Source organism: Rhizobium sp. Leaf262 (assembly GCF_001422245.1).
Lineage (GTDB): Bacteria > Pseudomonadota > Alphaproteobacteria > Rhizobiales > Rhizobiaceae > Agrobacterium.
On the sequence record NZ_LMMM01000004.1, the window covers coordinates 191,240 to 206,396 of the forward strand.

15 protein-coding genes are annotated in these 15,157 nt (G+C 59.3%); 8 read left to right on the forward strand and 7 right to left on the reverse strand.

Annotated features, from left to right (window positions below):
* Positions 1 to 120 precede the first annotated feature (120 nt).
* The 3 genes from ASF29_RS06545 (at position 121) to ASF29_RS06560 (ending at position 5,487) form a co-directional block, all read left to right on the forward strand.
* Positions 121 to 1,341, forward strand: a complete 1,221-nt coding sequence (locus ASF29_RS06545; RefSeq protein ID WP_062449736.1) for an LL-diaminopimelate aminotransferase — start codon at positions 121 to 123, stop codon at positions 1,339 to 1,341.
* Between the two features lie 65 nt (positions 1,342 to 1,406).
* A complete protein-coding gene (locus ASF29_RS06550) occupies positions 1,407 to 2,717 on the forward strand; it encodes a homoserine dehydrogenase (RefSeq protein ID WP_062449740.1) in 1,311 nt (436 codons plus the stop codon).
* 2,260 nt (positions 2,718 to 4,977) lie between these two features.
* A complete protein-coding gene (locus ASF29_RS06560) occupies positions 4,978 to 5,487 on the forward strand; it encodes a GNAT family N-acetyltransferase (RefSeq protein WP_062449744.1) in 510 nt (169 codons plus the stop codon).
* On the opposite strand, the gene ASF29_RS06565 is transcribed toward ASF29_RS06560, so the two are convergent.
* A complete protein-coding gene (locus tag ASF29_RS06565) occupies positions 5,469 to 5,801 on the reverse strand; it encodes a DUF1294 domain-containing protein (protein WP_062449746.1) in 333 nt (110 codons plus the stop codon). The two genes, ASF29_RS06560 and ASF29_RS06565, sit on opposite strands and share 19 nt — an antisense overlap.
* A gap of 151 nt (positions 5,802 to 5,952) precedes the next feature.
* Between ASF29_RS06565 and gatB the strand changes: the two genes are divergently transcribed.
* From gatB to ASF29_RS06590, 5 genes are all read left to right on the forward strand, one after another.
* Positions 5,953 to 7,455, forward strand: a complete 1,503-nt coding sequence (gene gatB, locus ASF29_RS06570) for an Asp-tRNA(Asn)/Glu-tRNA(Gln) amidotransferase subunit GatB (RefSeq protein WP_062449748.1) — start codon at positions 5,953 to 5,955, stop codon at positions 7,453 to 7,455.
* Between the two features lie 152 nt (positions 7,456 to 7,607).
* Positions 7,608 to 8,105, forward strand: a complete 498-nt coding sequence (locus tag ASF29_RS06575; RefSeq protein WP_062449946.1) for a GNAT family N-acetyltransferase — start codon at positions 7,608 to 7,610, stop codon at positions 8,103 to 8,105.
* A complete protein-coding gene (locus ASF29_RS06580; RefSeq protein WP_062449750.1) occupies positions 8,102 to 8,575 on the forward strand; it encodes a GNAT family N-acetyltransferase in 474 nt (157 codons plus the stop codon). Before ASF29_RS06575 ends, ASF29_RS06580 begins: the two co-directional genes overlap by 4 nt.
* Positions 8,576 to 8,683: 108 nt before the next feature.
* The gene (locus ASF29_RS06585) at positions 8,684 to 9,082 is read left to right on the forward strand and encodes an NADH:ubiquinone oxidoreductase subunit NDUFA12 (protein WP_062449751.1); all 399 of its coding nucleotides are present in this window, start codon (positions 8,684 to 8,686) and stop codon (positions 9,080 to 9,082) included.
* Positions 9,083 to 9,210: 128 nt separating this feature from the next.
* Positions 9,211 to 9,654 carry a DUF2155 domain-containing protein gene (locus tag ASF29_RS06590; RefSeq protein WP_062449753.1) on the forward strand — a complete coding sequence of 148 codons (444 nt, stop codon included), beginning with the start codon at positions 9,211 to 9,213 and terminating at the stop codon, positions 9,652 to 9,654.
* A gap of 143 nt (positions 9,655 to 9,797) precedes the next feature.
* Here ASF29_RS06590 and aat read toward each other — a convergent pair whose 3' ends face one another.
* From aat to ASF29_RS06620, 6 genes are all read right to left on the reverse strand, one after another.
* Positions 9,798 to 10,409 (reverse strand): leucyl/phenylalanyl-tRNA--protein transferase, encoded by a 612-nt coding sequence (aat, locus tag ASF29_RS06595; RefSeq protein ID WP_062449755.1) that lies wholly within the window; start codon positions 10,407 to 10,409, stop codon positions 9,798 to 9,800.
* Positions 10,410 to 10,412: 3 nt separating this feature from the next.
* Entirely contained in the window at positions 10,413 to 11,756 is a 1,344-nt protein-coding gene (accC, locus tag ASF29_RS06600; RefSeq protein WP_062449947.1) for an acetyl-CoA carboxylase biotin carboxylase subunit, read from the reverse strand.
* Positions 11,757 to 11,769: 13 nt separating this feature from the next.
* Positions 11,770 to 12,258: an acetyl-CoA carboxylase biotin carboxyl carrier protein gene (accB, locus tag ASF29_RS06605; RefSeq protein ID WP_062449757.1), complete on the reverse strand. Its 489-nt coding sequence runs from the start codon at positions 12,256 to 12,258 to the stop codon at positions 11,770 to 11,772.
* A 27-nt stretch (positions 12,259 to 12,285) separates the two neighbouring features.
* Positions 12,286 to 12,723 carry a type II 3-dehydroquinate dehydratase gene (gene aroQ, locus ASF29_RS06610; RefSeq protein WP_062449759.1) on the reverse strand — a complete coding sequence of 146 codons (438 nt, stop codon included), beginning with the start codon at positions 12,721 to 12,723 and terminating at the stop codon, positions 12,286 to 12,288.
* Between the two features lie 176 nt (positions 12,724 to 12,899).
* Positions 12,900 to 14,027 (reverse strand): S-(hydroxymethyl)glutathione dehydrogenase/class III alcohol dehydrogenase, encoded by a 1,128-nt coding sequence (locus tag ASF29_RS06615; protein WP_062449761.1) that lies wholly within the window; start codon positions 14,025 to 14,027, stop codon positions 12,900 to 12,902.
* A gap of 86 nt (positions 14,028 to 14,113) precedes the next feature.
* On the reverse strand, positions 14,114 to 15,052 hold the full coding sequence (locus tag ASF29_RS06620) for a DMT family transporter (protein ID WP_062449763.1): 939 nt from the start codon (positions 15,050 to 15,052) through the stop codon (positions 14,114 to 14,116).
* Positions 15,053 to 15,157 lie beyond the last annotated feature (105 nt).

The following is a 15,157-nucleotide window of genomic DNA, read 5'->3' on the forward strand; positions in this document are numbered from 1 at the left end:
TTTGCGCCGCATGCGCTACACTCATCGATACAGGCCCGATTTGTTCGTGTCGGCTGTATTTGAACCGAACAACGAACGCATGTGAGCCGGTTGCCCCGGCTCATTTCCACGAGGAAAGAGATGGAAGAGTTTCACAAGGTCAAGCGTCTGCCGCAATACGTGTTCGAACAGGTCAACCGTTTGAAAGCGAGCGCGCGAGCGGGTGGAGCCGACATCATCGACCTTGGCATGGGTAATCCCGACCTTCCGACACCGAAGGCCATCGTCGACAAGCTGTGCGAAGTCGTTCAGGACCCACGCACGCACCGTTATTCCTCGTCCAAGGGCATTCCCGGCCTTCGCCGTGCGCAGGCGGCCTATTATGCCCGCCGCTTCGGCGTGAAGCTGAACCCCGATAGCCAAGTCGTCGCCACGCTCGGTTCCAAGGAAGGCTTCGCCAACATGGCGCAGGCCATCACCGCACCGGGCGATGTCATCCTGTGTCCGAACCCGACATACCCGATCCATGCCTTCGGCTTCCTGATGGCAGGCGGCGTCATCCGCTCGATGAATGTCGAGCCGGACGAGACCTTCTTCGGTCCGCTGGAGCGCGCCGTGCGTCACTCCATCCCGAAGCCCTTGGCGCTGATCATCAACTATCCGTCGAACCCGACGGCCCACGTCGCGTCGCTGGATTTCTACAAGGACGTTATCGCGTTCGCGAAAAAGCACGATCTCATCGTTCTGTCGGATCTTGCCTATTCGGAAATCTATTTCGACGAAAACAATCCGCCGCCATCCGTTCTGCAGGTGCAGGGCGCCATGGATGTGGCGGTTGAATTCACCTCCATGTCCAAGACCTTCTCCATGCCCGGCTGGCGCATGGGCTTTGCCGTCGGCAACGAGCGTCTCATCAGCGCTTTGACGCGGGTCAAATCCTATCTGGATTACGGCGCCTTCACGCCCATCCAGGTCGCAGCCACCCACGCCCTGAACGGCGACGGCACCGATATTGCCGAAGTGCGCAATGTCTACCGTCGCCGCCGCGACGTGATGGTGGATACCTTCGGCAAGGCTGGTTTCGAAGTGCCGCCACCGGCTGCCACCATGTTCGCCTGGGCGAAAATCCCGGAAAAATTCCGCCATCTCGGCTCTCTGGAGTTCTCCAAGCTCTTGGTTGAAAAGGCCGATATTGCGGTCGCTCCCGGCGTTGGTTTCGGCGAAATGGGCGACGATTACGTCCGCCTCGCCCTCGTCGAAAACGAGCACAGAATTCGTCAGGCTGCACGCAATTTGAAGCGATTCCTGTCGACTGCGGACGATACGTTGCACAACGTCGTCTCGCTCAACGCCCACCGTTAAGGGCATCCAACCGGGTGGCCGCATCAAGGCCACCTATCAATTTTTAGCAAATCAGGAATATACCCATGGCAGATTCATTGAGAATCGGCATAGCGGGACTCGGCACTGTCGGCTCTTCGCTCGTGCGCATCCTCCAGCAGAGAAGCAACGAACTTGCGATTACCTGCGGACGCGCCATCGAGATTATCGCGGTCAGCGCGCGCGATCGTTCGCGTGATCGCGGTGTCGATCTCTCGGGTATGACCTGGTTCGATACGCCTGAAGAACTGGCCGAGAAGGCCGATATCGATGTCTTCGTGGAACTGGTCGGCGGTGCGTCCGGCCAGGCCGAGAAGTCGGTGCGCGCGGCTCTTGCACGTGGTCTCCATGTGGTGACAGCCAACAAGGCGCTGCTGGCAAAGCATGGCGTCGAACTTGCCGTGCTGGCCGAAGACAAGGGCGCGCTGCTCAACTTCGAAGCCGCCGTGGCCGGTGGCATCCCCATCATCAAGGCGCTGCGTGAATCGCTGACCGGCAACCATGTGTCGCGCATCTACGGCATCATGAACGGCACCTGCAATTACATCCTCACCAAGATGGAAAAGGAAGGCCTGTCCTTCGAGGCCTGCCTCAAGGAAGCCCAGCGTCTGGGCTATGCCGAAGCCGATCCGGCCTTTGATATCGAGGGCAACGATACCGCCCACAAGCTTGCCATCCTGACGACCCTTGCTTTCGGCGCGAAGATTTCTGCCGATGATATTTACCTCGAAGGCATCACCAACATTTCCATCGAGGATATCCAGGCCGCCGCCGACCTCGGTTATCGCATCAAGCTGCTCGGCGTGGCGCAGGTCACCGAATCGGGCATCGAACAGCGCGTGCATCCCACCATGGTGCCGCTGGATTCGGTCATCGCGCAGGTGGATGGCGTCACAAACGCGGTCGCCGTCGAGTCCGATATTCTCGGCGAATTGCTGATGGTCGGCCCCGGCGCTGGCGGCAACGCCACGGCATCTGCCGTGCTGGGTGACATCGCCGATATCGCCAAAAGCCGCCCCGGCGCCCAAAAAGTTCCGGCCCTCGGCCGCCCGGCAAGATCGCTCACCGAATACCGCCGCGCCAAGATGAAAAGCCACGAAGGCGGCTACTTCATCCGCCTGACCGTCAAGGACAAGGCGGGCGTCTTCGCCTCCATCGCCACACGCATGGCCGAAAACAACATCTCGCTGGAATCCATCGTCCAGCACTCCCGCGTGCCCACCGAAGGCGGCGCCCAAAACATCATCCTCGTCACCCACGCCACCATGGAAGACGCCATCCGCAAGGCCGTCAAAGCCATCAAGAGCGAAAAATACCTCGTCAGCGAACCCCAGGTCATCCGCATCGAGCGGACGTAACGGGGCAGGGCGCTCATATGTGAGCGCCCGATTGACGCGAGGAGCGTCTCACGTATCGGTCTTTCCCTTCGACAGGCATCGGATGATGCGGGAGGGTAGCCCGCCTCTATAATGAACAGAGCCAGCAGCTCACCCCCCTCTGCCTTGCCAGGCATCTCCCCCTCAAGGGGGGAGATCGGCCAGCCGCGCTTTCGTCACTCCATCTTCGACGTCCAAGTAGGCCGGGAGCCAACCACGAGTCGATCTCCCCACCTGAGGGGGAGATGGCCGGCAGGCCAGAGGGGGGTAAGCCCCAACCTCCAACCTCACAGTATGCCCCCCCAACACACCCACACCAAAAATACTTCCCAACCAAATCAATCGCTTACCCAAAACCCCGCAAAAAACACCCAAATTCCCCCGCAACTTTCTCAATGGCGCGCGAATCACCCGCACACTGCTCCCGTTCCGCCCTCGGATACACCGCAAGGCGTTGCGGCGAGGCGGGACCGGCGCTGGGGTTGGGAGGGTGACGCAAACCTTTCAACCTCGGCACACTGCTCCCGTTCCGCCCTCGGATACACCGCAAGGCGTTGCGGCGAGGCGGGACCGGCGCTGGGGTTGGGAGGGTGACGCAAACCTTTCAACCTCGGGGTCAGGCAGCGATCTCCCCGGTGGGACGGGAGAAAGGTGGCGGCGGTTTCGGACCGGCTGTCGTTGCCTTTCCAATGTCCTGATCGGCCCGGCATGTCTTTGCTGCAAAACACCGTTTCGGGTTTTGCGRGTGAGGTCATGGCGGTCCGGTTCGCCCACCACCGGGTGTACCGACAGCTCATCGTCCTCTGGTCGAACGCGGCCATGGGGATTGAAGCGAAAGTCAGGCGGTACACAGGAACACGCTGCATCTGCCCCGCACCGTTGTGAAACGGCGCGGACGGATCGCAAGGGAAACCGCCGCCCACCACCGGGTGTACCGACAGCTCATCGTCCTCTGGTCGAACGCGGCCATGGGGATTGAAGCGAAAGTCAGGCGGTACACAGGAACACGCTGCATCTGCCCCGCACCGTTGTGAAACGGCGCGGACGGATCGCAAGGGCAACCGCAGCCATGTGCGCTGTGGATCGCCCTTGCGGAAAACGGATCGATGGCTGCAGGCGCTTCGTCAGAATGAAGCCTCTCATCCTCGAGGGCAGATGTGGCCGAACTGGCAGGCGGCGGCTTTGGCAACGAAGCCGCCGCCACCCGGAGGGGTAAGGGTCGGACCTTGAACATGTCCGACCGTTCCAACGGCAAGGCCCCCCTTGCCCTCCCGGGTTCTGCCAGCCGTGGCAAGAGGATCGCTGTTTGGCCAAAAGAGCTGAACGGGGCGCTGCGAGGTGCCATTCTTAGACTACCCAACGAGGAGGATCGCTGTTTGGCCAAAAGAGCTGAACGGGGCGCTGCGAGGTGCCATTCTTAGACTACCCAACGAGGCAACTTACAGCGCCCCGTCCGAATACCCATGGCCGAAAATGGCGGTGGACACTGAGAGAAGGTCATGCCACGGGCAGATGCTGCCGCGTGAACGGCGAAGCTTGGCTGAGCGGTGGCCGGGGTTTTTGACAGGATTGGGTTTGGGAGGGTGAGGCTGGATGCTTCGAGGCCCCTGCGGGGCGCCTCAGCATGAGGGCGGAGGGTGTGGTGGCCCGTGCCCTGGAGAGGGCGAGGAAGAGACTGGGCGAAACGCAGCAACCCTCATCCTGAGGTGCGCAGGCGCAGCCGGAGCCTCGAAGGACGGGGGTTGCGGGCTTGGGGCAGAGTATGCGGCGGTTGCTTAGAGGCCCCTGCGGGGTGCCTCAGCATGAGGGCGGAGGGTGTGGTGGGCCTCACCGAACCAACGTGGCATGCAAGCAGGTAAGAAGAATGCTTTGGACGATGATGCGGGGCGCAACGCAGCAACCCTCATCCTGAGGTGCCCCGTAGGGGCCTCGAAGGACGAGGGTTGCGGGCTTGGAGCAGAGCACGCAGCGGATGCTTCGAGGCTTTGTCCTTCGGCCAAAGCGCCTCAGCATGAGGTTGGTGGGTGTGGTGGCCCTCACCGGATCAACATGGCATGGAAGCAGACATGAAGAATGCTTCAGACGAAGAAGGACGGCACAACGCAGCAAACCACCAGTGAGCGTCCCCTGCAAACCCACTTGCAGCACAAACCCGGTAAGCCCAATACCAAAATCCACCCCAAAACACCCACTCCAAATCACCGCAAAAACAGTCTATACCCACCCAAAACGGAGAAAAAACGTGATCCATATTCGCCCCGCCAGAGAGACAGATGCCGCCGAGCTGGCGGCTATTGGGTTGCGGGCTTGGGCGACGGCGACGGCGATGATCGGGGTGACGGAGCCGTTGAACGAGAATGCGCGGATGGCATTTACCGACTTTGCGCAATCGGCCTGGCAGTCGATCACGCTGGTGGAAACCGGTGAGGCCATCGCGGGATGGGCGGCGCGCGAAAATTACGATGACACCATCTCCGATTTCTGGATCGATCCGATCTATCAGCGGCAGGGCATTGGAACGGCGCTTCTGGCAGATATCGAACGGCAGATCGTCGAGCGCAATTTTCCTTCCGCGCAACTGGAGAGCCACGCTCAGAACGAGCAGGCGGTGTCGTTTTTTCGCAAGCACGGTTACGGTGTGAGCTGGTTTTCGATGAAATACTCGGAAAGGCTCGATCGCGAGGTCCAGTCCATAGGCTTGCAGAAGGAGTTCGTGGTGATGGAGACAGGCGGTTACGGCTTCGGGTTCTGAAGCAGTGTGAGGGCAAAGACCAACAGTCTCTGTGGCCAGTCGGGCATGATGAGCAGGGAGGCGACGAGGCCCAGTTGCAGCACGATGATGGAAAGCAGAATGCTGCGAAACGGCTCCTTTCGTGTCTTGTGCCGCAACAGGCGCTGCGCCAGCACCGCGCCTGCGCTGCCACCGAGAAAGGCCAGCCACAGCAGGGTACTTTCGCGCACGCGCCGCTCGCCCTGTTGCGCCGCCTGCTTGTCTCGCCGATAGACGAGAAAAACCGCGAGGTTGAAGACCAGATAGACAGCGAGCAAAATCACAGGGATCATCATGGGACGATTGAAAATCCAAACCGTAAAAATTTGATATCCAGGCGGCCCAAAACATTGCAGCTTTTCTGCCTTCGGCGCGACAAGCCTTGCGCCACGGTGCCAATTGCTCTACCTCACCACAGACAGACATTCCGTATATTAAGAGCTTGATATGACCCTTGTAGACGTGCGCACACCAGACCCGAAACGCTTCATTCCCGGCGCGACCGGCGATTGGGAAATCGTCATCGGCATGGAGGTTCACGCTCAGGTTCTCTCCAATTCCAAGCTGTTTTCCGGCGCTTCCACCACCTTCGGCAACGCGCCGAATTCCAACGTGTCGCTGGTGGATGCGGCCATGCCCGGCATGCTGCCCGTGATCAACGAGGAATGCGTGGCGCAGGCGGTTCGCACCGGCTTGGGTCTGAAGGCGCAGATCAACAAGCGCTCCATTTTCGACCGCAAGAACTACTTCTACCCCGATCTGCCGCAGGGATACCAAATTTCGCAGTTCAAGGACCCGATTGTCGGCGAAGGCAAAATCGTGATCTCGCTGGGACCGGACCGTCAGGGCAATTTCGAGGATATCGAAATCGGCATCGAGCGTCTGCATCTGGAGCAGGATGCCGGCAAGTCGATGCACGACCAGCACCCGACCATGTCCTACGTGGACCTGAACCGTTCCGGCGTGGCGCTGATGGAAATCGTCTCCAAGCCGGACATGCGTTCGTCTGACGAAGCCAAGGCCTACATGACCAAGCTGCGCTCCATCGTGCGCTATCTCGGCACCTGCGATGGCAACATGGACGAAGGCTCCATGCGTGCCGACGTCAACGTGTCGGTGCGCAAGCCGGGCGAGGGCTTCGGCACACGTTGCGAAATCAAGAACGTCAACTCCATCCGCTTCATCGGTCAGGCCATCGAATACGAGGCCCGTCGCCAGATCGCCATTCTGGAAGACGGCGGCAGCATCGATCAGGAAACCCGCCTGTTCGATCCCGGCAAGGGCGAGACGCGCTCCATGCGCTCCAAGGAAGACGCGCATGATTACCGCTATTTCCCCGATCCGGACCTGCTTCCGCTGAATTTCGATGACGCGTATATCGAAGAGCTGAGCAAGGATTTGCCGGAACTGCCTGACGATAAAAAGGCACGTTTCGTCAGCACGCTCGGCCTGTCCGTCTATGATGCGTCGATCCTCGTTTCCGAAAAGGCGATTGCCGATTATTACGAGCTGGTTGCCGAGGGACGCGATGGCAAGATTGCCGCAAACTGGGTCATCAACGATCTGCTCGGCGCGCTGAACAAAGCCAGCAAGGGCATCGAAGAGACGCCGGTTTCCGCCGCTCAGCTGGGCGGTATCATCGACCTCATCAAGGCGAACACCATTTCCGGCAAGATTGCCAAGGACCTGTTCGAAATCGTCTGGAACGAGGGCGGTGACCCGGCAGAGATCGTCGAAAGCCGCGGAATGAAGCAGGTCACCGACACCGGCGCCATCGAAAAGGCCGTGGACGAGATCATCGCTGCCAACCCGGATCAGGTCGAAAAGGTCAAGGCAAAGCCAACGCTGGCTGGCTGGTTCGTCGGTCAGGTCATGAAGGCCACCGGCGGCAAGGCCAACCCGCAGGCCGTGCAGGAACTGGTGAAGGCGAAGCTGGGTATTGAAGACTGAGGGACCGCTAGCCGGGGTTTACGCCCCGGCAGGCCGTGAGAGACCCACGACCGTCATTCTCGGCACAGGCCGGGGATGACGTCGAGGGGGAAATGAAACTGACCATGCCGGGATCATTCCCGGCGTTTTCATTCCGAGACGGAGCAGACATGGTGTTCTTCATTCGCACAGCCAGTGAGCGTGATATCGAGCCGGTGAGGGCGCTTCTGGCGCGGACATGGCATGCGACCTATGACGGCATTTACGGTGCGGACAGGGTCACGCAACTGATTGCCGAATGGCATTCGCAAAAGGCGATGAAGGAGCGGGTCGAAAAGAAGGGCGGCGAATTTCTGGTGGCCGACGATGGCAAGCGCATCGGGGGCATGGGCTTTGCCGCCATGTCGACCAAGATGACCAAGACCGCGCTTCTGCACCAGCTTTACGTCGATCCGCAATTCCAGCGCCAGGGTGTTGGTCGCGACATATTCGCGGAGCTTGAGACCTGCTTTCCCGACGCTGAAATCATGCGGCTGGAAGTGGAGCCGAAAAACACGGTGGCGATAGCCTTTTACGAGAGCGTCGGCTTCACGGAAGTCGATCGCGTCGAGAAAATGGCCGGTGTCGAGGGCCTGCCCGGAATAGCCATGGAAAAGACACTCAGCCGATGAGCACGCTCTCGGACAAGCTCATCATCCGCTTTGCCCGCGAGACCGATGTCCCGGCGCTTGCCGCCATTTTCGCGGCCGACGAGATGGGCGGTCATGGCGATACCGCAGACGAAGCGGCATTGCCGGACTATCTCGAAGCCTTTCACACAATCGAGGAATCATCCAACGAGACGCTCTATGTGGCCGAGTTGGATGGCGAGGTCGTCGGCACGTTTCAGACGGTGATCCTGACCAAGCTGGTGGCGCGCGGGGCAACGTTAATGATGATCGAAGCCGTACAGACGCGTGCCGATATGCGCGGTCGCGGCATTGGCGCCATGATGATCGAGCACTGCATTGCGGACGCCCGGGAGCGTGGGTTGAAAAGCATTCAGCTCGGTTCGAACAAGGTCAGGCTCGATGCGCATCGCTTCTACGAGAGGCTCGGTTTCGAGCAGCGTCATCTGGGCTTCAGCATGAAACTGAAATAGCGGTGGTTCGACCGGAAATACTGGACAATTGGTCCACGGAGCGGCATAAGCTTTCACGGTGCAGCGCACCCAAATCGTCGCGACGCACTCGAGCCCGAGGAATGGATAATGAAGACTCTTCTGACGCAAATCTTCACCTGGTGGAATGGCCAGACAATCGGAACGCGCTTTCACACCTGGCGTTTCGGAAAGAAGGTCGGCACGGATGAGTTGGGCAACACCTATTACGAGGGTGGCACCACCTCCTGGGGCATGCCGCGCCGCTGGGTGATCTATAACGGCTATGCAGAAGCGTCGGCGATTCCGCCCGGCTGGCATGGCTGGATGCACTATCGCACGGATGTGCCGCCAAGCCAGGAGAGCTACACCGCACGCGAATGGCAGAAGGCGCACCAGCCCAATCTCACCGGCACGTCGAAAGCCTATCGCCCGCAGGGTTCGCTTGCTGCTTCCGGCGAACGTCCACGCGTGACCGGCGACTACGACGCCTGGACGCCGGGCAACTGATTGCGGTTGCGGGCGACCTTCGCATGCTGGATGCCTGCGTTGAACGGCCACCCGCTTTTGCCACATTCCGCCTGTAGGCGTTGAACCCGCACCTGTGGTGCGGGAAATCTTTCTGGAGACGGTTCGATATGGGAAAATTCACGCGAGATGGCTCTTTGCGTGCACTGGCTGTGTCACTTCTGGCATTGCTGCCGGTCTCAGGCCCTGTGTCTCCCGCTTCTGCCGCCCGCATCGAAAACCGCGTCGCCGTTTTTTCCGGCATCGACAAGATCACCGGCCGCATCACATCCTTCGACGTCTATCTGAACGAGACCGTGCAGTTCGGCGCGCTTCAAGTCACCCCGAAGGTCTGCTATTCGCGTGACGACACCGAAGCGCAGAAGATCGACGCCTTTATCGAGGTCGATGAAATCACCCTCGACCGCAAGATCAAACGCATCTTCACCGGCTGGATGTTTGCCGACAGCCCGGGCCTCAACGCCGTCGAGCATCCGATCTATGACGTGTGGTTGACCGGCTGCAAGCAGGAATCGGATGTACCTGCGCCAACGTCAGCGGCTAAAAAGAACTAGCCCTCTCTTCCCTCATTCCTGTGCTTGTCACAGGAATCCAGCCAGCCCAAGTCCTTGGGCTTAAAAGAGTCTTTCCGCCGCGCAGACGCGCGACGACTGGATTCCTGTCACAGGGACAGGAATGAGGACATTGAGCGTGGAGGCTAGAAATCCACGTTCCCCACACCGACAGCACGCTCTAGCAGTTTCGCATAATCTGTCTTCGGAACATCGATCGCGCCGAATGTCTTGAGATGTTCGGTCGTGAACTGCGTGTCGAGCAACGTGAAGCCCTGTTTTCGCAGGCGTTCGACAAGGTGAACGAGGCAGATCTTGGAAGCGTTGGTGCGGCGGGAAAACATGCTCTCACCAAAGAAGGCCGAGCCTAACGAAACGCCATAGAGACCACCGACCAGCTCATCGTCTTCCCATGCTTCGACGCTATGGGCGTGGCCGATCTGGTGCAGTTCGAAATAGAGATCGCGAATGATCGTGTTGATCCAGGTGCTCGGTCGGTTCGGAGCCTCGGCCGCGCAGCCAGCCATCACGGCCTGGAATGCAGTGTCGAAGCGAACATCGAATGGCCTCTTGCGGATGGCCTTCGCCAGGCTTTTGGAAACATGAAAATCATTGAGCGGAATGATGCCGCGGACTTCCGGCTCAACCCAGAAAAGCTCCGGATCATCCGCCGAATCGGCCATGGGGAAAAGGCCGATGGAATAGGCGCGCAGCAGAATATCGACATCGATGTCGTTGTTTCTGCCGCGCCGTCCCATCTCTTACTTCGCGTCGCCGGCCAGATATTTTTCCAGCCAGTGGATGTCGTAGTCACCCTTCAGGATGTCTTCGTTCTGAAGAAGGTCCTGGAAGAGCGGCAGGGTGGTCTTGATACCGTCCACCACGAACTCGTCCAGCGCGCGGATCAGACGACGAATGCATTCGTCGCGATTGCGGCCGTGCACGATCAGCTTGCCGATCATGCTGTCGTAGTATGGCGGGATCTTGTAGCCCTGATAGGCACCGGAATCGACGCGAACGCCGAGGCCGCCGGGCGTGTGGAAGTAGGTCAACGTGCCCGGAGACGGCACGAAGGTGCGCGGGTCTTCGGCGTTGATGCGGCATTCGATGGCGTGGCCATTGAACTTCACCTCATCCTGTGTGACCGAAAGGCCCTGGCCGGATGCAACGCGGATCTGCTCCTGCACGAGGTCCATGCCTGTGATGGCTTCCGTGACGGGATGCTCCACCTGAAGACGGGTGTTCATTTCGATGAAATAGAACTCGCCGTTTTCGTAGAGGAACTCGATGGTGCCGGCACCGCGATACTTCAGCTTGCGCATGGCATCGGCGCAGATTTCGCCGATCTTCATGCGCTGCTCGACGGTGAGTGCAGGCGAGTTGGCCTCTTCCAGAACCTTCTGGTGGCGACGCTGCAACGAGCAATCGCGTTCACCCAGATGGATAGCGTTGCCTTCACCATCGCCGAAGACCTGAACTTCGATATGGCGTGGCTTGCCGAGGTATTTTTCCATATAGACGGCGTCGTTGCCGAAGGCGGCCAGCGCCTCGGAACGGGCAGTCGAAACGGCTTCCTCGACTTCCGACTCGTTCTTTGCGACCTTCATGCCGCGTCCACCACCGCCAGCCGTGGCCTTGATGAGAACCGGGAAGCCGATCTTGCGGGCGATTTCAGCCGCGTTTTCAGGCTTCACTTCACCATCGGAGCCTGGAACGACGGGAATGCCGAGTTCCTGCGCCGTCTGCTTGGCCGTGATCTTGTCACCCATGATGCGGATGTGATCTGCGGTCGGTCCGATGAAGGTGATGCCGTGCGCTTCCAGAATATCCGCAAACTTGGCGTTTTCGGACAGGAAGCCGTAGCCGGGGTGAACGGCATCCGCACCGGTGATTTCGCAGGCCGCAACGATCTGGTGGATGTTGAGGTAGCTGTCACGCGATGGCGGCGGACCGATGCACACGCTTTCGTCAGCGAGGCGCACATGCATGGCGTCGGCATCTGCCGTGGAGTGAACGGCAACCGTGGGAATACCGAGTTCCTTGGCGGCGCGAAGCACGCGAAGGGCGATTTCGCCACGGTTGGCAATGAGGATCTTGGAAACCATGCTGATGCGCCCCTTATTCGATGACCACGAGGGCTTCACCATACTCCACGGGCTGTGCGTCGTTGACGATGATTTCCGTGACCTTACCGGACTTTGGTGCCGGGATCTGGTTCATGGTCTTCATGGCTTCAACGATGAGAAGCGTCTGGCCTTCCTTGACGGTGGCGCCGACTTCGACGAAGGGACGTGCGCCTGGCGCCGACGACAGGTAAACGGTGCCAACCATCGGCGACGTCACTGTGTTGGCAGGATTGCGGGCTGGGGCGGCGGGTGCTGCCGAGCCGGGTGCGACTGCAGGAGCAGCGGCGGCGGGTGCTGCGGCAGGCGCGGGGGCGTATTGTGGGGCGGGAGCCGTTGCGTAAACCGGCGCAGGTGCTGCGCGCGATACGCGGATGCGCAGGTCGTCCTGCTCGACTTCGATCTCGGAAAGGTCGGTGTCGTTGAGAATGTTCGCGAGGTCGCGGATCAGTTCCTTGTCGATACCGTTTTTCTTTTCAGACATGACAAACCCTATTCTGATTGTTTCTTTTTATGCCGTGATGTTTTTCAAGGCGTTGAGCGCCATGATGTAGCCGTATGGCCCAAAGCCGCAAATCATTCCTTTTGCAGCGGGCGCTATCATCGATTTATGGCGGAATTCCTCGCGTGCGTGGATGTTGGAGATATGGACCTCCACCACGGGAACAGAGATGGCGCGGATGGCATCGTGCAGGGCAATCGATGTGTGGCTGTAAGCGCCGGGATTGATAACGACACCAACTGCGCGTTCACCTGCTTCGTGCAGCAGATCGACCAAAGCGCCTTCATGGTTGGATTGATGGCACTCAACGGTAAATCCAAGCGAGTCACCAACTTTGACGCATTCGCTTTCGATATCTTTCAGCGTCGTGCCGCCGTAAATACCCGGTTCCCGTTTTCCCAGCATGTTGAGATTGGGACCATTGAGGACGAAGATTGTGTTGCTCATTTGCCGTTCCGCCAAAAAATCAGCGCCACCTATAGACCGGGCGACCGCGAAGGAAAAGCCCCGAAGCGCTCAAAGCATCGGTTGTCCTTAATCTTCTGATGTTTATGGCGTGTTTCGGGGTGGATTAGGTGGCTGAGCCCTTCGGTCGATAAAAACCGAAGGGCTTGGTCTGCGGATCAGTAAACCACGACGCCGCGGATGCTTTCGCCGGAATGCATCATCTCGAAGCCCTTGTTGATGTCCTCGAGTGGCATGGTGTGGGTGATCATCGGGTCGATCTGGATTTTGCCTTCCATGTACCAGTCGACGATCTTCGGAACATCGGTGCGACCGCGCGCGCCGCCAAAGGCAGTGCCCATCCATGTACGGCCTGTGACCAGCTGGAACGGGCGGGTGGAGATTTCCTGACCGGCACCGGCCACGCCGATGACGACCGATTTGCCCCAGCCACGGTGGGACGATTCCAGCGCCTGACGCATGACCTTGGTATTGCCGGTGCAATCGAACGTATAATCCGCGCCGCCGATCTGGTCTGCGCCACGTTTGGTCAGGTTGACGAGGTAAGGTACGATATCGTCGCCCGCATCCTTCGGGTTGACGAAGTGGGTCATGCCGAAGCGTTCGCCCCAGGCCTTCTTGTCGTTGTTGAGATCGACGCCGATGATCATGTCGGCACCAGCGATCTTCAGGCCCTGAATGACGTTGAGACCAATGCCGCCCAAACCGAAGACGATGGCTGTGGAGCCCATTTCCACCTTGGCGGTGTTGATGACGGCCCCGATACCGGTCGTCACACCGCAGCCGATGTAGCAGACCTTATCGAACGGGGCGTCCGGGTTGATCTTGGCAACGGCGATTTCCGGCAGAACCGTGTAATTCGCAAAGGTCGAGCAGCCCATATAGTGATGGATTTTGTCTTTGCCGATGGAGAAACGGCTGGTGCCATCTGGCATCACGCCTTGGCCTTGAGTGGAGCGGATGGCGGTGCACAGGTTGGTCTTGCGCGATAGGCAGGATGGGCATTCGCGGCATTCCGGCGTGTAGAGCGGAATGACGTGGTCGCCCTTCTTGACGGAGGTGACGCCGGGGCCGACATCGACCACGATGCCTGCACCTTCATGGCCGAGAATAGCGGGAAACAGACCTTCCGGGTCTGCGCCGGAGAGCGTGAAATCGTCCGTGTGGCAAAGACCGGTTGCCTTGACCTCGATCAGCACTTCACCAGCACGAGGCCCTTCCAACTGAACCGTCATGATTTCCAGCGGTTTGCCTGCCTGAACAGCGACTGCGGCGCGAACGTCCATATTCGTCTCCATGATTATATGCGTATAAGTCGAGATGACTTTTGCCCGACCTCAGCTTCTGGAACAAGGGCGTGGGCGGATATTCGTCAAACTTCTGCGACTTCGGCAATCGTCTTGTTGGCAGCCCGGCGCTCGCGCCAGATGATGAACAGGCCGGATGCAACGATGATGACAATGCCGAGCCATTTCGATGCCGTTGGGAAATCCGAAAACAGCACGTAGCCGAGAACGGTGGCAGAGATGATTTCGAAATACTGAAAGGGGGCCAGCAGCGACACCGGCGCAAGACGAAACGCCTTGACCACGAGAAGGTGCATGTAGCCGGATATGGAGCCAAGCAGCACCAGCAGCACCAGCCCATGACCCCAGCCGGGCAGCGACATCTCGAAATTGACGTCGCCCAGTCCATGTCCGATCAACAACGCCACACCCATGAACACCGTGCCGGCAATACCTGCCATGGTCTGCATCACGAGCGGACTATCGGCATCGCCCATGGCGCGGTTGAGAAAGAGATAGAGCGTGAAGAGAAAGGCGCAGGCGACCGGCAGAAGCGAAGTCCAGCCAAAGACCTCGAAGCTCGGCTGTATCACGATCATCGCGCCGACGAAGCCCACGGCAATCGCGCTCCAGCGCATCCAGCCAACTTTTTCGCCCAAAAACAGCGCCGACATCATGGTCAGCAAAAACGGTTCGACGAAGTAGATCGCGAACACATCCGCGAGCGGCATATATTTGACCGCTGCGAAGAACGCCAGGCTGGCCGCGGCATGCAGGACGCCGCGCAGCAGATTAAGCCATGGACGCTTTGCAGATAGAAGCGCCTTCGGCGACATGACCATCAGCAAGGGCAGGGTGCAGACGAGCTGGAAAAAGAAACGATAGAAGGTGACCTGTGCAGGCGACATGCCTTCTGACACGGCCATATATTTGGCAATCGCATCCATGACCGGCAGAACGATCATGCAACCCGCCATGATCAGCATGCCCTTGAATGCGCTTGCGCTCGTGAATGAAGACGTCATGCGATCACCGTTTGTTCCGTCTGCGACGTTGAGCAGAGTCGCAGGGGCATGGCAACCTGTATGGTGACACGAAAAAGCCTATCAGCGCGAACTGACAGGCTTTGA